This is a genomic window from Superficieibacter sp. BNK-5 (assembly GCF_047456055.1).
Classification (GTDB): domain Bacteria; phylum Pseudomonadota; class Gammaproteobacteria; order Enterobacterales; family Enterobacteriaceae; genus Superficieibacter.
The window spans coordinates 3,757,528-3,776,795 of record NZ_CP179893.1 but is presented as its reverse complement, the minus strand read 5'-3'; the positions used below and the strand labels follow the sequence as shown (position 1 = coordinate 3,776,795).

Annotated in this window: 20 protein-coding genes; 5 read left to right on the top strand and 15 right to left on the bottom strand. The window is 52.3% G+C overall.

Features of this window, described 5'->3' with window-relative positions:
* Positions 1-60: 60 nt before the first annotated feature.
* Both fnr and ogt read right to left on the bottom strand, forming a co-directional pair.
* Positions 61-813, bottom strand: coding sequence for a fumarate/nitrate reduction transcriptional regulator Fnr (gene fnr, locus ACMGGS_RS18040; RefSeq protein ID WP_133159226.1), 753 nt, complete (start codon positions 811-813; stop codon positions 61-63).
* A 184-nt stretch (positions 814-997) separates the two neighbouring features.
* Positions 998-1,513: a methylated-DNA--[protein]-cysteine S-methyltransferase gene (gene ogt, locus ACMGGS_RS18035; RefSeq protein WP_414163773.1), complete on the bottom strand. Its 516-nt coding sequence runs from the start codon at positions 1,511-1,513 to the stop codon at positions 998-1,000.
* A gap of 562 nt (positions 1,514-2,075) precedes the next feature.
* Between ogt and smrA the strand changes: the two genes are divergently transcribed.
* Positions 2,076-2,639, top strand: a complete 564-nt coding sequence (gene smrA / locus ACMGGS_RS18030; RefSeq protein WP_194205898.1) for a DNA endonuclease SmrA — start codon at positions 2,076-2,078, stop codon at positions 2,637-2,639.
* A 6-nt stretch (positions 2,640-2,645) separates the two neighbouring features.
* Here the strand turns inward: smrA and ACMGGS_RS18025 are convergent, their stop codons facing one another.
* The 3 genes from ACMGGS_RS18025 to ACMGGS_RS18015 form a co-directional block, all read right to left on the bottom strand.
* Positions 2,646-3,449 carry a trypsin-like serine peptidase gene (locus tag ACMGGS_RS18025; protein WP_414163772.1) on the bottom strand — a complete coding sequence of 268 codons (804 nt, stop codon included), beginning with the start codon at positions 3,447-3,449 and terminating at the stop codon, positions 2,646-2,648.
* Between the two features lie 253 nt (positions 3,450-3,702).
* On the bottom strand, positions 3,703-3,984 hold the full coding sequence (gene asr / locus ACMGGS_RS18020) for an acid resistance repetitive basic protein Asr (protein WP_414166309.1): 282 nt from the start codon (positions 3,982-3,984) through the stop codon (positions 3,703-3,705).
* Positions 3,985-4,114: 130 nt separating this feature from the next.
* A complete protein-coding gene (locus ACMGGS_RS18015) occupies positions 4,115-5,365 on the bottom strand; it encodes an MFS transporter (protein WP_414163771.1) in 1,251 nt (416 codons plus the stop codon).
* A 107-nt stretch (positions 5,366-5,472) separates the two neighbouring features.
* On the opposite strand from ACMGGS_RS18015, the gene ACMGGS_RS18010 reads away from it, so the two are divergent.
* The 3 genes from ACMGGS_RS18010 (at position 5,473) to bioD (ending at position 8,532) form a co-directional block, all read left to right on the top strand.
* Entirely contained in the window at positions 5,473-6,375 is a 903-nt protein-coding gene (locus tag ACMGGS_RS18010) for a LysR family transcriptional regulator (RefSeq protein ID WP_414163770.1), read from the top strand.
* Between the two features lie 113 nt (positions 6,376-6,488).
* Positions 6,489-7,709, top strand: coding sequence for a sugar metabolism global transcriptional regulator Mlc (gene mlc / locus ACMGGS_RS18005; RefSeq protein ID WP_414163769.1), 1,221 nt, complete (start codon positions 6,489-6,491; stop codon positions 7,707-7,709).
* Positions 7,710-7,836: 127 nt separating this feature from the next.
* Entirely contained in the window at positions 7,837-8,532 is a 696-nt protein-coding gene (gene bioD / locus ACMGGS_RS18000; RefSeq protein ID WP_414163768.1) for a dethiobiotin synthase, read from the top strand.
* On the opposite strand, the gene clcB is transcribed toward bioD, so the two are convergent.
* Positions 8,506-9,780 carry a voltage-gated ClC-type chloride channel ClcB gene (gene clcB / locus ACMGGS_RS17995; RefSeq protein WP_414163767.1) on the bottom strand — a complete coding sequence of 425 codons (1,275 nt, stop codon included), beginning with the start codon at positions 9,778-9,780 and terminating at the stop codon, positions 8,506-8,508. The genes bioD and clcB overlap by 27 nt on opposite strands.
* A gap of 171 nt (positions 9,781-9,951) precedes the next feature.
* On the opposite strand from clcB, the gene ACMGGS_RS17990 reads away from it, so the two are divergent.
* Positions 9,952-10,383 carry a hypothetical protein gene (locus ACMGGS_RS17990; protein WP_414163766.1) on the top strand — a complete coding sequence of 144 codons (432 nt, stop codon included), beginning with the start codon at positions 9,952-9,954 and terminating at the stop codon, positions 10,381-10,383.
* On the opposite strand, the gene osmV is transcribed toward ACMGGS_RS17990, so the two are convergent.
* The 9 genes from osmV to ACMGGS_RS17945 form a co-directional block, all read right to left on the bottom strand.
* The gene (gene osmV / locus ACMGGS_RS17985) at positions 10,380-11,528 is read right to left on the bottom strand and encodes an osmoprotectant ABC transporter ATP-binding protein OsmV (protein WP_414163765.1); all 1,149 of its coding nucleotides are present in this window, start codon (positions 11,526-11,528) and stop codon (positions 10,380-10,382) included. The genes ACMGGS_RS17990 and osmV overlap by 4 nt on opposite strands.
* Entirely contained in the window at positions 11,528-12,175 is a 648-nt protein-coding gene (gene osmW / locus ACMGGS_RS17980; protein ID WP_414163764.1) for an osmoprotectant ABC transporter permease OsmW, read from the bottom strand. Before osmW ends, osmV begins: the two co-directional genes overlap by 1 nt.
* Positions 12,176-12,184: 9 nt before the next feature.
* Positions 12,185-13,087 (bottom strand): osmoprotectant ABC transporter substrate-binding protein OsmX, encoded by a 903-nt coding sequence (gene osmX, locus ACMGGS_RS17975; protein WP_414163763.1) that lies wholly within the window; start codon positions 13,085-13,087, stop codon positions 12,185-12,187.
* A 19-nt stretch (positions 13,088-13,106) separates the two neighbouring features.
* Positions 13,107-13,823 carry an osmoprotectant ABC transporter permease OsmY gene (gene osmY / locus ACMGGS_RS17970; RefSeq protein ID WP_414163762.1) on the bottom strand — a complete coding sequence of 239 codons (717 nt, stop codon included), beginning with the start codon at positions 13,821-13,823 and terminating at the stop codon, positions 13,107-13,109.
* Between the two features lie 329 nt (positions 13,824-14,152).
* Positions 14,153-14,767 carry a Tat proofreading chaperone DmsD gene (gene dmsD, locus ACMGGS_RS17965; RefSeq protein WP_414163761.1) on the bottom strand — a complete coding sequence of 205 codons (615 nt, stop codon included), beginning with the start codon at positions 14,765-14,767 and terminating at the stop codon, positions 14,153-14,155.
* 43 nt (positions 14,768-14,810) lie between these two features.
* A complete protein-coding gene (locus tag ACMGGS_RS17960) occupies positions 14,811-15,668 on the bottom strand; it encodes a dimethyl sulfoxide reductase anchor subunit family protein (RefSeq protein WP_414163760.1) in 858 nt (285 codons plus the stop codon).
* Position 15,669: 1 nt separating this feature from the next.
* The gene (locus tag ACMGGS_RS17955; protein WP_176920791.1) at positions 15,670-16,290 is read right to left on the bottom strand and encodes a DMSO/selenate family reductase complex B subunit; all 621 of its coding nucleotides are present in this window, start codon (positions 16,288-16,290) and stop codon (positions 15,670-15,672) included.
* Positions 16,291-16,299: 9 nt separating this feature from the next.
* Positions 16,300-18,735, bottom strand: a complete 2,436-nt coding sequence (gene ynfE, locus ACMGGS_RS17950; RefSeq protein WP_414163759.1) for a selenate/tellurate reductase subunit YnfE — start codon at positions 18,733-18,735, stop codon at positions 16,300-16,302.
* 195 nt (positions 18,736-18,930) lie between these two features.
* The gene (locus ACMGGS_RS17945; RefSeq protein ID WP_194205908.1) at positions 18,931-19,233 is read right to left on the bottom strand and encodes a DUF1161 domain-containing protein; all 303 of its coding nucleotides are present in this window, start codon (positions 19,231-19,233) and stop codon (positions 18,931-18,933) included.
* Positions 19,234-19,268: the final 35 nt, after the last annotated feature.

The following is a 19,268-nucleotide window of genomic DNA, read 5'->3' as shown; positions in this document are numbered from 1 at the left end:
CGCCAGATCAATAAATCAGAAAAATATAATATCTGGCGAAGGGAGGATACAAAGGGGAAATCAGGCGGGATTACGGCTATGGCCTGCCAGCTGTGCCAGCGTGTCATTATTTTCAATGGTGATGTATTTACCCTTCACCGCCAGCATGCCGCTTTTCTGAAAACGCCCCAGCAGTCGGCTGATGGTTTCAACCGTCAGGCCCAGATAGTTGCCGATATCGCCACGGGTCATGGTCAGACGGAACTCGCGTGGTGAAAAGCCCCGCTGAGCGAAACGACGAGAGAGGTTGTAAATAAAGGCCGCCAGACGCTCTTCAGCGTTCTTTTTCGACAGCAGCAGGATCATGTCCTGATCGCCTTTAATTTCGCCACTCATCAGACGCATCATTTGCTGACGCAGGTTTGGCATTTTCCCCGAGAGATCGTCCAGCGTCTCAAAGGGGATTTCGCATACCATTGAGGTTTCAAGCGCCTGGGCAAAGCTCGGATGGTGGCCGGTACCAATAGCATCAAAGCCAACTAAATCGCCAGCCAGATGAAAACCGGTGATCTGCTCATCACCTTGCTCAGTGATAGTGTAGCTTTTGATCGTGCCAGAACGGATTGCATACAGCGATTTCAGTTCATCACCCGCTTTAAACAGCGTCTGACTTTTCTGGATGGGCTTTTTTCGCTCGATAATATTATCGAGCTGATCAAGCTCATGCTCATTCAGCGTGAAGGGGATGCAAAGCTGGCTGATGCTGCAATCCTGACAATGGATTGCACAACCGCCAGACTGAATGCGCCGTATAATTCGCTTTTCCGGGATCATAGGTCTGCTCAGGCCGTTATTGATATTGGTCAATTTTATCATCTTTTTTGTGAGCAAGTAACCCTGCTGAAACAGCATTGACTGAATAATGAAACGGTTGCAAAAAAGATGAATTCATCTCCTTGATATTATTAAGGTTATGAAACAGGTTGGCGTAAAAGCGCTGAAAACTACGCACGTATAATCAAAGCAAAAGGTAACCTTCGTGGCGTAAAAGCCACTCTTTACGCGCTAGGCCACCCGCATAGCCGGTCATCGTGCCGTTGCTGCCAATCACGCGGTGACAGGGAACAACAATGCTCACCGGGTTGGAGCCGTTCGCAGCACCCACCGCTCTTGCGGCTCCGGCACGTCCCAGATGGGTAGCCAGTTGACCATAATGCATCACCTGACCACATGGGATCTCGCGCAGCGTTTTCCATACTTCACGCTGAAAAGGGGTTCCAGCCGTTTCGGTAGGTAAGGTGTCAATAATTTCCAGATCGCCATCAAAGTAGTCCGCCAGTTTTTGACTGAGGTTGCCTGGGTTAGTGGCCTCTCTGCGTTGATAGCCCTCCTTTTTGTAGTGCAGATTGAGTAACACCTCCATACGCGCGCTGTGCTCTTCCCATTCCACCGCGCGCAGGCGAAATTGTTCGTCACATATCACCCATAATTCGCCTAGTGGCGTCGCAATTTTATCCTGTAAAAGCGTCAGCATTATTTTCTCCTCTGCCATAAAGGATAAATAATGTGCATCTTTTTTAATCGACGCAAGCATTACGTTTTGCGTTTGCAAATCGAACACAGGCATCCGTATTTAGGGTGATGTCCAAAAACTCACCGGCATAATACATTAGTAGTAATTATCAATTAAACGAGCAGGCTAAAAAAGCCGCAATGTTAGAAGGAGGGGTTGCAGCGGAAAACGGATAAAAAACAGAGCCTGCCGACATCCAACAGACTCCAGAGTGATTAATGGTTTGTATCCTTCATTATTACCACATTTATTTTCCGTGATGCGGATAACTTAAGTTATAACAAGTTGTTCATTATTTTCCAGCAGTATCGGGTGATATATTTCACATATTTTTAAGTTCGATCAATATATTAACCAGAGTTAATGACTATTAAGCTTTATTAAAGTTTTCGAATAAGGAAGGGGAAGAGGGACAACTTACCATGTATCTCCCCGGAAACTGCCGGTAAAGAGTGTAAATCGTATTGAGCGTGGGGGACTGCGCCGCTATAGTGATCGGATAGAGATAGCCGGAGGAGTAGACATGAACCTTGACGACAAATCGCTGTTCCTTGACGCCATGGAGGATGTCCAGCCGCTAAAACGATGTAGTGATGTTAAGTGGTATCCAAACCGGAATACTCGCGCTCCTGAGCGCATTGATTCCCTGCAACTGGATAATTTTCTTACCACCGGTTTTCTGGAAGTGATCCCGCTTGCGACACCGCTCGAATTCAAACGTGAAGGCTTACAAAATGGGGTGATCGATAAGCTTCGCCTCGGCAAATACAGCCATCAGGCCAGCCTGAATCTTCTTCGTCAGCCCGTCGAAAAATGTCGGCAAAACGTCTTTGCTTTTATCACTCAGGCGCACAAAGATGGGTTACGCAACGTGCTGATTGTGCATGGAAAAGGGCGGGATGATAACGCTCACGCCAACATCATCCGCAGCTACCTCGCGCGATGGCTTGCTGAACTGGATGACGTACAGGCTTATTGCGTCGCCGCTGCGCAGCATGGTGGCAGCGGGGCGTGTTACGTGGCGCTACGTAAATCCAGCGAGGCGAAGAGGGATAACTGGGAGCGCCATGCTAAACGCAGCCGATGATCGCCATTACTCTTTTGCCAGTGCATCCAGTTTGTCGTTAAAGCCGGTCACCGCGATAGCGCGGTTATCGGCCCGCCAGCGATCTTTTGCGCCGGGCGCTGAGCTTTGAACGGCAATCAGTTGCCAGCCCTGTTCCGTTTTTAGCATCAGTGGCGAGCCGCTATCACCCGGTAGGGTGTCGCACTGATGAGACAGCACAGAATTTTGTGCCCAGCCCGTTACAATACAATCCCGATGGCTATACAGATCGTCAAGGTGATCTACCGGATAACCTGACTGCGTGACTTTGCGGTCTGCCGCTTTGAGGGCGGCGGTCAGGTCGGCTTTACTCCCCTGAAACAGAGGCAGAGGCGTAATACCCGAGGGCGGGTAGCGAAGCACGATCAGCCCAAAGTCCCAGGATGCGGCTGCAGGGGGCACTATCCAGCCTTCGCCATCCGGCGTCAGGCGTTTACCCAATCCAGGGTCGACCCGGCCTTCGATTCCATGTATTTCATAGCGCCAGAGGCCTTTCTGCGACACAAAACGCAGCGCGACAGCATTATCCATTTCGCCCTTCGGCGGTGTTAACAAGCAATGCCCTGCGGTGAGCGCAAGATGGGGAGAAATGAGCGTCGCGGTACACAAGTTACCGCTTGCTGTTTCGAGTTGACCAATAGCATCCCAGGGAGATTCAGTGGGCGTGGTGACGTGCGTTCTGTCATCATGACCAAAAAACAGCGTTCTGATATCTTTGGCGCTCATTGTTTCATCAGCATGAGCCATAAAAGAAAGCAGAAGAGATCCTAACAGCACAACGGTTTTACGCATATCACTCTCAGACGGGGTAATTATGATTATTAAAAGTGAACCCAATGAGATAACTATAGACGGGACGCAAAGAAAGTGGGAGCAAAATCAGCGTGCTACATTAATTCAGGAAAAGGTGTGTAGCGATAAGTGCGCATAAAATTAATGTAATCAGAATGAGCTCAAATCGATAGCGACGCAGCATCACCGCTCTCCATAAAAATCGGCGCTGAACCAGCGCCGATGTGTTGATTACGTGAATCAGAGGCGGATGTTACGCAGCTGGCTGAGCCGCTGGTTTTGCTGCAGCAGGTTTTGCCGCGTTGTGTTTCACGGTTTTTTTGCTTTTCTTCGCGGCCTGCGCTTTCTGATCAGCGGCCGGTTTGGCTGCTTTTTTATGTTTTTTATGATGCGTGGTTTTGGTGGTCGTAGCGTGAGTCGTAGTGGTAGTGGTGGTCGCGGCTGGCGTTTGCGTGGTGCTGGTGGTTTCAGCAGCGAATGCAGCAGATGACAGACCCATAGCAGCGGCAACAACCAGAGCTAATACTTTTTTCATTCTGATATCCTCGAATTGGTTTTTCATGCAACCCCACTGCGGGGCCGTTGAAAACACTATATCCCTGAGTATTCAGCCTTTCCGTGAGTGTTTGGTTTCCGCGTGTAACCGTTTGTACAACCCCATTCCGTTAACGTAATCGCCGGTGTAAAAGGTTGCCCACAATTAAGGCGACAATGAGCATTAAGGCAATAAAACCGCCTACGCCATTCCAGCCGTAATTATGCCAGAACAACCCGCCCAGGGTACCTGCGATGCTGGAGCCAACATAATAGCTAAACAAGTACAGCGAGGAGGCCTGGCCGCGTGCACGGCGTGCACGTGGGCCAATCCAGCTGCTGGAGACAGAGTGGGCAGCAAAGAAACCCGCTGAAAACAGCAGCATGCCAGCAAATATCAGCCACAGGGAGGAGAAAAGGGTCAGCAGCAGACCGATAAGCATTACCCCGGTCGAGAAGATCATCACCGGTCCCCGACCGTAGCGCTGGGTTAGCGCGCCCGCTTTCGGCGAACTCCACGTGCCGGTCAGATAGGCGACAGAAAGAAGACCTACCACCGTCTGACTCAGTGACCACGGCGACAGCATTAATCGGTAGCCAATATAGTTAAACAGGGTCACAAACGACCCCATCAGCAAAAAACCTTCCAGGAATAGTAGCGGTAATCCTCTGTCATGCCAGTGCAGACGAAAGTTCAGCACCAGGGTTTTAGGGCGCAACGATGAGGCTTTGAAATGCTGCGATTCCGGAAGGATTTTCCAGAACATAATGGCGGACGCCAGCGCGAAGCAGCCAATCGCCGCCAGCGCGATACGCCAGTTAAACAGATCGGTGATCACCCCGCTCAACAGACGACCGCTCATCCCGCCAATGGAATTTCCGCTGATATACAGCCCCATTGAAAAGGCAACAAAGCTTGGGTGGATTTCCTCGCTAAGATAAGTCATACCTACCGCCGCGACGCCGCTTAAGGCCAGCCCGGTCAATGCCCGCATGACTAAAATCCCATGCCAACTGGCCATCATGGTAGAAAGCAGCGTACAGCACGACGCGAGCAGGAGGGCTGTAACCATCACGTTCTTGCGGCCGATGGCATCAGACAGCGGGCCGGTGAATAACAATCCTATTGCCAGCATGGCCGTCGAAATGGAAAGCGAAATACTGCTGCTGGCAGGCGAAATGCCGAATTCGTGCGACAGCACAGGCAGAATGGGCTGAACACAATAGAGCAGAGCAAAGGTGGCCAGCCCGGCAGAAAAGAGGGCCAGCGTGACACGGATAAATTGTCGGGTACCGCGCTGAATATATTTTGCAGGTTGCGATGAGGGCGTGGTGATCGCGTCGTTTTGCGGATTGGCATCGACGGTGGTTGTACGGCTCAATGGAGATTCCTTGCGCATAACGAAAAAATGAATATCACCTCTCAAGGGTAGGAAATTGTAAATATTCTGTCTAATATATTAATAATCTCAATTGATACTTTTAAAATATGAATGTCGAACTGCGTCACCTGCGCTATTTCATCGCGGTCGCCGAAGAGTTACATTTTGGCCGCGCCGCTGCCCGCCTGAATATCTCTCAGCCCCCGCTCAGCCAGCAAATCCAGATCCTCGAACAACAGATTGACGCCCGATTGTTTAATCGAACCAATCGCAGCGTCAGTCTGACGGCAGCGGGCAGGCAGTTTCTTACCGATAGCCGGCAGATTTTAGCCGCAGTAGACGACGCCGCTTCGCGCGCCACCCGGCTGCATCAGGGGGAAGCCGGGGAAATACGCATCGGCTTTACCTCTTCTGCGCCCTTTATCAAATCCGTTTCTGACACTTTATCTTCCTTTCGTCAGCATTATCCGGATGTCCATATTCAGACGCGGGAAACCAATACCCGCGAGCAGATTGCGCCCCTCAACGACGGCGCGCTGGATTTAGGCTTGATGCGTAATACGCAACTGCCCGACACCCTGAGCTGGCAGGTGATCCTCCATGAACCTTTACTGGCCATGATCCATCGCGAGCATCCTCTGGCCAGACAGCCTGTCGTTTCCCTGGCCGAACTGGCGCGTGAGCCGTTTGTTTTTTTCGATCCCCATGTTGGAACCGGGCTGTATGACGATATTCTGGGACTGATGCGCCGTTATGGTTTATCGCCAGCGATTACGCAGGAGGTAGGGGAAGCCATGACCATAATTGGCCTGGTGGCCGCCGGGCTGGGGGTGTCGATTTTACCGGCGTCTTTCCGACGCGTACAACTGGACGAAATGCGCTGGGTTCCCGTGCTCGAAAAAGACGCCGTTTCGCAGATGTGGCTGGTATGGGCGAATCATCGGACGCTCAGCCCGGCAGCGGTTCGCTTTAAGGAACGGCTTTTAAGGGGTGCAAAAGCCCAAAAATAACGAAAAAATGTGCGTTAAATCACATGGCTAAGCAAAAAGTTGACGTCGCCTATTGAAGTGTTTCACCATAGCCTACAGATTATTTCGAAGCGCGAAAATAAAGGGAGTCAGCGGTGGTAACCGATAGTCAGCCAGGACATATTGATCAGATTAAGCAAACCAATGCAGGAGCGGTTTATCGCCTGATTGATCAGCTTGGCCCGGTATCGCGTATTGATTTATCACGCCTCGCACAGCTTGCTCCTGCCAGTATTACCAAAATCGTCCGTGAAATGCTGGAAGCGCACCTGGTTCAGGAAACGGAAATTCAGGATCCCGGAAGCCGTGGTCGTCCGGCCGTCGGCTTAAAGGTTGAAACTGACGCCTGGCATTATCTTTCTCTGCGCATTAATCGCGGCACCATCCAGATTGCGCTGCGCGATCTGAGTAGCAAATCAGTGGCAGAAGAAGAACTTGAACTGCCGCTGGACGATCCTCAACCGCTATTAACCCGCATTGTCACCCATATCGACCAGTTTTTTATCCGCCATCAGCATAAGCTCGAACGCCTGACCGCTATTGCCATCACGCTACCCGGTATTATTGACACCGAAAATGGCATTGTGCACCGCATGCCGTTCTATCTGGATGTTAAAGAAATGCCGCTGGGTGAGACGCTGGAAAAACACACCGGTGTCCCCGTTTATATTCAGCACGATATCAGCGCCTGGACTATGGCTGAGCTGCTGTTTGGTGCGTCGCGCGGTGCGCGGGATGTGATCCAGGTTGTCATCGATCATAACGTGGGAGCAGGTGTGATCACTGATGGCCGTTTGCTGCACGCAGGGAGCAGTAGCCTGGTGGAAATAGGCCACACTCAGGTTGATCCGTGGGGAAAACGCTGTTATTGCGGCAATCATGGTTGTCTGGAAACCATCGCCAGTATCGAGAGCGTGCTTGAGCTTGCCCAGGCGCGCATGAGCCAGTCGATGAGTTCCCGGCTTCATGAGCAGCCGCTGAGCGTCACCTCGTTATGCGAGGCGGCGCAGCAGGGGGATTTACTTGCCAGAGATATCATAAGTGGTGTCGGTACGCACGTTGGCCGCATCATTGCCATCATGGTGAATTTATTTAACCCACAAAAGATTTTAATCGGTTCACCATTCAATCAGGCGGCGGATACGCTGTTCCCTGCGATCGCAGATTGTATCCGCCAGCAGGCGTTACCCGCTTATAGCAAGCATATTACGGTTGAAAGTACCCAATTTTCTAATCAGGGCACGATGGCCGGTGCCGCGCTGGTAAAAGACGCTATGTATAATGGATCTTTATTGATTCGTCTGTTGCAGGGTTAACAAATATTTACTGATAACCTAAAAATTGCGCTAACTCAAATTAGCTACTGACATCTTCACTTAGACTTTCTCTACCCTGATCCATTAATCAGAATGATATTTACCCGATTCAACGGTGGAGTGAGTCATGCTTAAGCGTTTCTTTATTACCGGTACTGATACTGCTGTCGGAAAAACGGTAGTTTCCCGCGCGCTGCTACAGGCGATGGCTGCCTGTGGCAAAAGCGTGGCGGGATATAAACCCGTCGCCAAAGGGAGCAAAGAGACACCGGAGGGGCTGCGTAATAAAGATGCTCTGGTGCTGCAAAGTGTTTCGTCGCTCTCTCTGCCTTACGAGGCCATCAATCCTGTCGCGTTGAGCGAAGAGGAAAGCAGTGTGGCACACAGTTCTCCCATCAACTATTCTCGCCTCTCTGAAGGGCTTGCCAGTCTGACCCGCCAGGTTGATCACGTTGTGGTCGAGGGGACGGGAGGATGGCGTAGCCTGATGAACGATTTGCGCCCGCTCTCGGAGTGGGTGGTGCAGGAGCAGCTTCCGGTGCTGATGGTGGTTGGCATTCAGGAGGGCTGTATCAACCATGCGTTGTTGACCGCGCAGGCCATTGCCAATGACGGATTACCGCTGGTGGGATGGGTCGCCAACCGTATTAATCCGGGGCTGGCGCACTATGCTGAAATTATTGACGTGCTCAGTAAAAAACTGCCCGCGCCGCTGGTAGGCGAGCTGCCTTATCTGCCAAGAGCGGAACATCGTGACCTGGCACCCTATATCCATTTAACGATGCTCAAAGATCTATTAATGATAGATGGAGTTCCGGCGTAACGTCCGTGACAGCACGGATGCCACCACGCAGGACAGCAATAATCCGGGTAATAACGCATATTGCCCGGTCATTTCACAAATCATCAGGGCCGACATGATCGGTGCATGAGTGGTTGCCGCCAGCAATGTCGCCATGCCGGTTAATCCCAGCAGAACGGCAATGTCCCCATAGCCCGGTAGCCATAGCGCCCAAAGATTCGCAAAAAGCATCCCCGTAGCCATTCCCATAAACAGCGTCGGGGTAAAAACGCCCCCCGGTGCGCCCGATCCGCTGCTGGCGAGTACGGCAAGCAGCTTACAGACAAATATGCCAGCCACTACCGCAAACGGCGGCGGCAAATGCAAAAATCCCTGCACGACGCTATAACCATTCCCCCAGACGTCCGGCGTGAGCAGGGATAACCCGCCGACGATCAGGCCACCCGTGGCCAGTTGCAACGGCGGCGACAATTTCAGGCTAAGAAACAGACGGTGGCTGAACGACATGAGCCAGATAAACAGCGGGCCACACAACCCGGCCAGCAGGCCGGTTGCCAGCATTAACAGATAGTCAATCCCTTCCACGGGCGACGTGAGCTGTACGCTATAAAGCAGAGACGGTCCGCCGTTGAGCAGTGAGGTTGTCAGCAGGGCGGTCACCGCCGCAATAACCACTGGCCCTAATGAGGCCAGCATCAGCGTGCCAAATAAAATCTCGGCAATGAACAGGCTACCCGCCAGCGGCGCATGATAGGCGCTCGCCATCCCGGCTGCCGCACCGCAGGCAATCCACAGCTTCCATTCCTCTTTTGCCGTAAAACGGCGCGCCAGAAAGGAGGCGGCGAGGGCAGAAAGCAGGATCATCGCCCCTTCACGACCGATCGCGCTACCGCTGACCACCACCAATAGCGAGGCAAACGATTTAATCAGACTGGAACTGACATCAAACTCGCTGTTTTCACTCTCCAGCACTTCCATATAATCGGTTGGCGCATGAGGGCGCTGGCGGGTACACCACTGCCAGCAGACTAAAAGACCGCCTGCTGCCAGTCCACCAAGGGCAGGTGTCATCAGACGTCGCCACCACGGTAGCCCGTCTGCGGCGTTGACCAGGCTGCCGCTATTATTGCTCAGGAAAATCCATTCCAGCGCCAGCATCGCATGGCGGAATAATGCCACAGCCAGCGCCGCCAGCACGCCAACGGCAATGGCAAACAACAGGCGTCGAAACATGATGGTTGAGTCAGGGTAGCTATGAAGACGGTGCATGAATCATTACAGGCAATGGGTGAATAGCATAATTGTGCCGTCAACGCGGGGCGATTACAAAAGGTTAGCGTGCTACCGTGCTGAGTAATAGCGTTAAATTGTTTTCACTTCACCTGATTTTCACATAAGGGTTTTACTCTGTCTGCATAACGTCTTAAGGGATAATGAAAAATGAAATATCAGGGAGTTAAATCCATTTTAGGGTTTGTTTTATTGGGGCCGCTGTTTGGCTTTATGATCACCATCACGTTCTATCTTTTTGTCGTTCCGGATGCAGGCTATTTCCTCGAGCGTGTGTTCAACGAGTCAGGCTTTATTCTTTTGTGTTGCTATGTGGTAGGATCCCTGCCCGCGCTGGCAACGGGGCTATGTTATGTGTTTCACCGCGCGACCCCTCATGCGCTGCTCTCAACGACGTTCACTGGGGCAATAACGTCATGCCTGCTGAGCCTGATAACAGGCTTATGGCTGGAGTGGATGATGAGATTGCCTGTGCTGTATATCATACCGCTTTTTGCGCTGACCGGTGGGCTATCGGCGCTGGGAAGCGCTTCTGTTCTTGACCTCCTGATGGGCAAACCCACCAAGAGGCATAACGATTAATTATCGCTATGAATATTCAATGCCCGGCGGGTACGCCCGGAACTGAGATAATCGGCGATATAGTCCTGAGAAATTTCACCACTGTAGCGACCTTCTTCATCAACGATAGGCATCCAACTGGTGTTACTTTCATACAATTTTGACAGCACCACGCGCAGGTTATCTTCAGCTTTACCGGTGACGCGGAATGGATGCAGCAGGGCCGCACTTTCTCCGGTTGCGTTGCGCGCTTCACGGCGTTTGATAAAGCCCAGTGGCTTGCCGTCGACGTCGACGACGGTGATCGCACGAATATCGTTATCATCCATCAGCGCAAAAGCCTCTGCGGCAGGCGTTGAGCGACGCACGGTCAGGGTCGGCTGCTGGTCGGTGACGTCTCCGGCTGAAACTAACAGCAGACGCTTAAGCGTGCGGTCCTGTCCGACAAACGAACCAACAAACTCATTCGCCGGTTTTGCCAGCAGTTCATCGGGACTGGCGCACTGCACAATGCGGCCCTGACGGAAAACAGCAATCCTGTCGCCGAGCTTCAGCGCTTCATCAATATCGTGACTGACCAGCATGACGGTTTTTTTCAGTTTGCGCTGCATTTCGAGGAACTGATTCTGGATCACCTCACGGTTGATCGGGTCGACCGCACCAAAAGGTTCATCCATCAGCAATACCGGCGGATCGGCCGCCAGTGCGCGTATCACACCGATACGCTGCTGCTGACCACCTGACATTTCTTTCGGGTAACGATGCAGGAATTTTTTTGGGTCCAGCGCTACCATATCCATCAGTTCCTCGGCGCGGCTTTTATAGCGGGCTTTGTCCCAGCCCAGCATCCGGGGGACCACGGTAATATTTTCTTCGATGGTCATATTGGGAAACAGGCCAATCTGCTGGATCACGTAGCCGATGTTACGCCGCAGCGTCACGGTGTCCATTTCGCTGGTATCCTGACCATTAATCAGGATCTTACCGCCTGAAGAGGGAATCAGCCGGTTAATCATTTTCAGCGTCGTTGTCTTACCACAACCAGACGGGCCGAGCAGAACGCACATCTCACCTTCGGGCACGTTCAGGTTCACATTGTCGACCGCATTAAAGGTCTGACCGTTCTTTTGCTTAAATTGTTTAGTCAGGTTTTCCAGTTTTATCATTATCGTATCCCCTTCGGTGTCAGCACGATTTGCAGACGATGCAGTAACCAGTCCAGCACAATCGCCAGCAGACAAATCATTAACGCTCCGGCAATCAGCATGCGAATATCACTTCCGCCGATACCGTTAAGTAATAAAAGACCCAGCCCGCCTGCGCCAATGACGGCGGCGATCGCCATCACCCCGATATTCATCACCACGGCAGTACGAATCCCGCCGAAAATGACCGGCAGCGCCATCGGGATTTCAACCCAGCGCAAACGTTGCCAGAAGGTCATACCAATGCCGCGACCCGCCTCACGTAACCCTGGCGGCAGGTTATCCAGCGCCGTGTGGGTATTACGCACGATGGGCAGCAGTGAGTACAGAAACACGGCGGTAACAGCGGGCAGGGCGCCAATACCCTGGCCAATCAGGGAAAAGACCGGGATCATCAGGCCAAATAGCGCAATGGAAGGAATGGTCAACAAAATAGTAGACAGACCCAGCACTGGGGTCGCCAGCCATTTATAGCGAACAATAGCAATCCCGAGCGGTACGCCAATGATAATCGCCAGACCTACAGCCAGCCCAACCAGCCAGAGGTGCTGGAACGTCAGGCTGGAGATATAGCCAGCATTATCAATCATGTAATGTATGGTATCCATCTGCGCTCCTTATAGCAGGCCTTTGCTTTGCAGGAAGTCGCGGGCGACCTGCTGAGGTGACTGATGATCGATATCCACTTTGGCGTTCAAATCGATAATCGTCTCGTTATTCAACTGGTCCGACAGCGTATTGAGCGCCTCTTCCAGTCCCGGGTTCGCCTCCAGCGTATCTTTACGCACCACAGGGGTGACGGCATAGCTCGGGAAGAATCCTTTATCATCCTCCAGCACTTTCAGGTCGAAGCCTTTAATACGACCATCAGTGGTATAAATCAGACCCGCATCTACAAAGCCGTCACGAATGGCGTTGTAGACCAGTCCCGGATCCATCTGGCGAATTTGCGGACGGTCAAGCTCCATCTGGTAGGCTTTCTGGAGTGGTTTCATCCCGTCACTACGCCCCGAAAATTCGAGATCCAGTCCCAGCAGCCAGTTTTTATCCGGATCGGTTTGACGAATATTTTCGATTTTCGCCACCATCTGCGACATGGTGGTAATGTGCTCAGCTTCAGCGCGTTTACGCTGCATCGCAAAGGCGTAGGTATTGTTCATATCAGCCGGTTTAAGCCAGACCAGACCGTGTTTAGCATCCAGCTTTTTCACCGTGTCGTAGGTCTCCTGTGGAGTCATTCTCTTGTTGATATGATTAAAAATAATCAGCGACGTGCCGGTGTATTCCCACGTCATATCAATCTGTTTGTTGATCATGGCATTGCGCGAAATGACCGTGGCAATATTAGTTTGCGGCTGTACCTGAAATCCTTTCTTTTGCAGATATTGCACGGTCATGGCCGAAAGGATGTGCTGTTCGGTAAAGCTTTTAGTCGCCAGTACCAGCGGGGCGGCGCTGACCTGCGTGGCGACAAGAGACGCCGCAGCAAGCAGGCCGAAAATGTGTCTACGTAACGTCATATAACGCTCCTTATTATTGTTATCGGGCGACGTGTGGCGTCAGCACCCGGCCAAGGCTGGCCAGCAGGACGTCCAGAATTAAGGCAAAAAGCGCGGTGGCCGTGGCACCAAGAATGAGCGTGGGGAAATCATTAAGATAGATGCCGGGGAAGATCAGCTCGCCGTAGCTGCTGGCACCAATAAGAAACGCCAGCGGGGCAGTCCCTACGTTAATCGCCGTCGCGATACGGATCCCGGAAAGCATGACGCTCCAGGCATTAGGCAATTCCACCTGGCGCAGACGCTGCCATTTTGTCATCCCAATACCGTCAGCCGCTTCCAGCAGCGAGGCGGGAACCGAACACAGCCCGGCGTAAGTGTTACGCACAATCGGCAACAGAGACGCGAGGAAAAGCGCAATAATCGCCGGTGTGTCACCGATGCCGATAAACACCATCGCCAGCGCCAGCACAGCCAGCGGTGGCAGGGTATTGCCGATGTTAAAAATCTGCATCACGTATTCCGCCACGCCGCGAGCAGCAGGGCGGCTGAGTAATATTCCGCAAGGAATACCCACCAGCAACGCTAAAAACATAGAACTGAACACGAGGATCAGGTGCTGTTGTCCGAGATACAGGAGGTCAACTTTTCGCGCCATGATGGTTTCTGGGCCAATTCCCCAGACCAGTAATGCCAGCACGATGATGATTGCTGCAACGATTAAAAGTGCGCGCTGGAGCGCAGTAACATTATGCATTCTTGTCCCTCTCCCTGTATGCATGTGTTATGGCAACCTGCTGGTTGCATATTGTTATGCCATGTCTGGCAGGGTCATAGAGCTATAGCAAGGGAGGGGAAGGGATGCCAGAAAGACGAGAAATTAATAGTTTCGTCAGGCAAGTGTAAACTATTGGTTATGCCTTATAACGTAACGGTTGAGCGCGGTATTAAGGAAAAGTCTTAAAAATGCTTTTCAGAAGTGACAATGTCACGTTGAGCGGCATTTAATCAGTAAAATTGCCTGCCATTCAAACACAAAGAGAGATTAATGCCGGAGCGGGTGGTTCCTCCGGCATTTTGCAACGATTAGCGATAAAGCGGCTTTTGCGCAACCGGTATTAATAACCGATTCTGCCATTGTGCCAGCGTGAGTTGTGCTAGCTGACCGAGCGCCTGATAAAAAGGATGTGCAGCATGCTCACTGAAAAGCGTCAGAAAGCGTCCCGCCCACGGCAGCAGATGCCAGGCCAGAAGCTGTTCACACTCGGTATGGCGGCCATTTTCACTGAGCCAGGCAGCCAGTAACAGCAGCGTGCCAAAATGATCTTCAGGTTCATTTTGCTGGCTTTCGAAGGCGATGTCGTTTTCACGCATCCATTGCCGCAGCGCCAGCGTTGAATCGCCGAATAACACGCTTTCCCGATCCAGCCACACAGACCCCCACGGCGGCGCGGGCAGCGTCCACGGGCCGACAAAAAGGCGCTGAAAAGCCTCAGGCAGTGACTCGTCGCTTTGTTGACTGAACCTGTTAACCAGCGGCTCCAGTGCTTGTGCTGGAAGCGGCCACTGCTCAGCCCATTCACCGCTGACAAAGGCATCGGCCAGGGCGGCAACATCAGGCGTATTCGGCGGGTAGTAAAAGAGTGCGCCCAGCACGCGAGCTGTAAAAGCAAACGATCCGCACTCGTGTGATTCATTCATTCTCTGTTTCCTTGAAAGGCGCAGTATCACCTGCGCCTGTTACTTATCCGGCAACGGCCATGCCTGCGGTCATATGCAGACCATAAAAAATCACCCGTCCCAGCACTTCACCGGCGACAACCAGTATAAAACCGGCTAATAAGCTGATGATGTGCGGCGATTGACGGCGGATTAACGGACAAAGCCAGCAGCCCAGCCCTGCGGCGAGTAAAACCAGACGGCAGATTTGTATCGCGGCGTAATCCGGCACCAGCGCGCTGGCCTGTTGCACGGAACTCTGTACTGCGCCAATTTGTGCGCCCTGTAATAGCATAACCGCAGCACTGACCAGTAAGGCGACAATGCTAAGCGAGGCAAACGCCGTTCCTTTGAACGGAATCCGTGCCGCACGCAGCAGTAATGCGCCAAAGAGAGGGCCGCCCAACAATGCGGTCAGGAAAAAACTTGCCGTGGTGTAGCCAGTATACCAGGTCGGCACCGTATCAATCTGATAGACGCGGGTCATGGCCCAGATAAAAATCACGCCCAGTACCATACTGATAACTAACCAGATCTTACCCAGCAATGCAGGCATTTTACCGATAACGGCGACCAGCCACCAGATTCCGCCTACGGCAAAAAACAGCGAGCCGCTGGCTATCTCATTACTGAGCGCGGAGCTACCTATCCGGTTCAGCGAGTTAAACGCCCTTAGCGGCGAGCCGAGATGCATCACCGAGGCCAGAAAAGCAATACCCATCACCAGCCAGAGAAAAAACATGCTGCGGACAATCCGCTGCTGATGGGCGCGATCGTCAGCAGAGGCCAGCCAGCCCATCCCCGTGACAATTAATCCGCCCACCACGCATTGACCGAGTACCGTAAATAACACCAGCGGCCATTCATGCCATCCATTTCCCATTTCAGACTTCCTCCGGGTTTGCCAGATAACCAGTGGTATCCCCACATGAACGGCTGTTGGCATTAGGTTTAATCACGATATTCGGCCGGGTGAAATGCGCGCCAGGCAGCGGCGCAACCGCCGCCAGCTCGCCATATTTTTCCCGCAGCTCTGCAATCGGCGCAAAATCCAGCGCCCGGAGCGGGCAGGACTCAACGCAAATCGGTTTTTTCCCCTCGTTCATCACGCGGTCGTGGCAGCCATCGCATTTGGTCATATGGCCTTTCGCGGCGTTATATTGCGGCGCACCGTAAGGACATGCCATGTGGCAGTAGCGGCAACCGATACAGATATCTTCATCAACGATCACGAAGCCATCCTCACGTTTGTGCATTGCGCCGCTCGGACACACTTTGGTACACGCCGGATCGTCGCAGTGGTTGCAGGCTATCGACAGGTAGTACGCAAAGACGTTTTGCTGCCAGACGCCGTTATCTTCCTGCCAGTCACCGCCGGCATATTCGTAAATTCGGCGGAAACTCACGTCCGGAGTGAGATCCTTATAGTCTTTACAGGCCAGTTCGCAGGTTTTGCATCCGGTGCAGCGGCTGGAATCGATATAAAATCCGTATTGAGTAGTCATTGCGGCTCCTTAAACCTTCTCGATTTCAACCAGATTGGTATGCTGAGGATTGCCTTTCGCCAGCGGCGAAGGACGGTGGGTAGTGAGCGTATTCATGCAGGAGCCATGATCGACTCTGTCGCCGGTCATATCCGCATCGTGCCATGCTCCCTGGCCCATTGCGCTAACCCCCGGCATAATGCGCGGCGTCACTTTAGCGGCAATGCGCACTTCGCCGCGCGCATTAAACACGCGGACCGTGTCGCCATTGGCTATCCCACGCTTCTGTGCATCAAGCGGATTGATCCACACTTCCTGGCGGCAGGCGCTTTTCAGAACATCAATGTTGCCGTAGCTGGAGTGGGTACGCGCTTTGTAGTGAAAACCAAAAAGCTGGAGCGGGAACGTATTCCGCTGCGGATCGTCCCAGCCTTCGAACGTGGAGGCATATACGGGCAGGGGGCTTATCACTTCATCTTTTTCCAGCTCCCAGTGGGTCGCGATCTCTGCCAGGCGGCTGGAGTAGATTTCTATTTTTCCGGACGGTGTTTTCAGCGGATTGGCGACGGGATCTTCGCGGAATTTTTTATAGGCAATGAAATGCCCGGCCGGGTCTTTACGTTTATAAATCCCCATTTTTTTCAGTTCGTCATACGACGGCAGAAGGGGATCTTTTTCCAGCATTTTGGCGTAAAGATATTTCAGCCACGCTTCCTGAGTGCGACCTTCAGTAAAGCGCTGGTAAATATCGGGACCCAGCCGCTTCGCCACTTCGCTCATCATCCAGTAAATCGGACGGCGTTCAAATTTAGGTGCGGTCGCTGGCTGGATAAAAATTAAATACCCCATATTCCCGGCATAATCGTTAGGAATAATATCTTCCTGTTCAACGGTCATCAGATCCGGTAGCAGAATATCGGCGTATTTTGCCGAGGAGGTCATAAAATTATCAATAACAACGATGGTTTCGCACTTGCTCTCATCCTGCAAAATATCGTGAGTTTTATTGATATCAGAGTGCTGATTGGTAATGGTGTTGCCCGCATAGTTCCAGATGAACTTAATGGGAACATCGAGCTTATCTTTTCCGCGTACGCCGTCACGGGTGGCGGTCATTTCCGGGCCACGGGCAATAGCATCGGTCCAGCTAAAGCAGGAGATTTGCGTTTTGACCGGGTTATCCGGCAGCGGCATGCGCTCGATGGTAATGGTATACGTTGATTCGCGCGCACCGCTGTTGCCGCCGCTAATCCCCACGTTGCCAGTCAGGATCGGCAGCATCACGATGGCCCGCGAGGTTAATTCGCCGTTGGCCTGACGTTGCGGTCCCCAGCCCTGACAGATATAAGCGGGTTTAGCAGAGCCGATTTCTCGAGCCAGTTTGATAATTCGGTCGGCGGGAATACCAGTAATATGCGCTGCCCAGTCTGGCGTTTTCGCAATGCCGTCTTCGCCGTTACCGAGAATATACGCTTTATAATGGCTGTTGGCCGGCGCGCCTTCTGGCAGCGTTTTTTCATCATAGCCAACGCAGTATTGATCGAGAAAATCCTGATCGACCAGATTTTCAGTGATGAGTACCCAGGCCAGCCCGGCGACCAGCGCAGCATCCGTGCCGGGACGGATAGGGATCCACTCATCCTCTCGCCCGGCGGCCGTGTCAGTATAGCGCGGGTCGATAACAATCATTTTGGCATTTGAGCGCTCGCGTGCCTGCTCCAGAAACCAGGTGATCCCGCCGCCGCTCATACGGGTTTCGGCAGGGTTATTACCAAACATCACTACCAGCTTTGTATTCTCAATATCAGAGGTGCTGTTTCCCTCATTTGATCCATAGGTATACGGCATCGCGCAGGCAATTTGCGCGGTAGAATAGGTGCCGTAATGGCTCAGGAAGCCACCATAGCAATTCATCAGCCGGGCCACCAGTGAAGCGTAAGGCGAGGAACGGGTGATATTGCCACCCACAATGCCGGAGGAGTAATTAATATAAACGGCTTCGTTACCGTATTTCTCAACCACGCTTTTAAGGCTTTGACTGATAGTGTCCAGCGCCTCATCCCAGCTTATGCGCTCAAATTTACCCTCACCGCGTTTACCGACCCGTTTCATTGGATAATTCAGACGGTCGGGGTGATTAATCCGCCGACGAATAGAACGCCCGCGTAAACAGGCCCGTACCTGGTGATCGCCATAAACATCGTGACCGGTATTATCGGTTTCGACCCAATACACTTCGTCATCACGAACGTGCAGGCGTAACGCACAGCGGCTGCCACAGTTGACGGAACAGGCACCCCACACCACTTTATCCGGGGGCTGAGTAGCCTGTTGTACGGCCGCCGCAGCAGTTTTGATCCCAAAAGGCAGAGAAAAATTTCCGGCAACCAGCGCCAGCGAACCTATTGCCGTTGATTTAACAAGGGTTCGTCGGCTGATCCCACCGGAGGTTTCGACATTGGACATAATTGCTCCATCATAGTTATCGTAATAAAAATATTACCGGCCGAAATTAATACCGGCCTAATGATGGATAATGCTACCTCTTCGGGAGTACGGATTATTATCACGGGTCAAACGGGGGGGCATTAAGGAAAAAAAAGGTGGCGTTTAATAGATCTGGCTCACAATATTAAACGCCATAACTCAGATTGAACTCATTTACTGTGGTTCAGCAGGCTGTCCATCCTGAGTCGCATTGCCGCTCACCGGATAGTTGCCGCTGCTGGTGCGGGTATAAAGAATTTTGTAGGTATCATTGGCACAATGGCCTACGACCTGCGAATCAGGCTGGTCCGTCTGATCGTTTGGTACGATGGCAAGCGTAAAACCAGCTTCCGGTACGCCATTGTTAATGATTTTCTGCTGAATATCGCTCTTCACGCGCTCACAGGAATCCGGGGCTGCCAGCGCCGGTGCTGAACCCGCTATAAGCAGGGCGATTAACCAACGAGACGTTTTCATATCATCATCTCCCAATCGTAAGATTTACGTTAAAG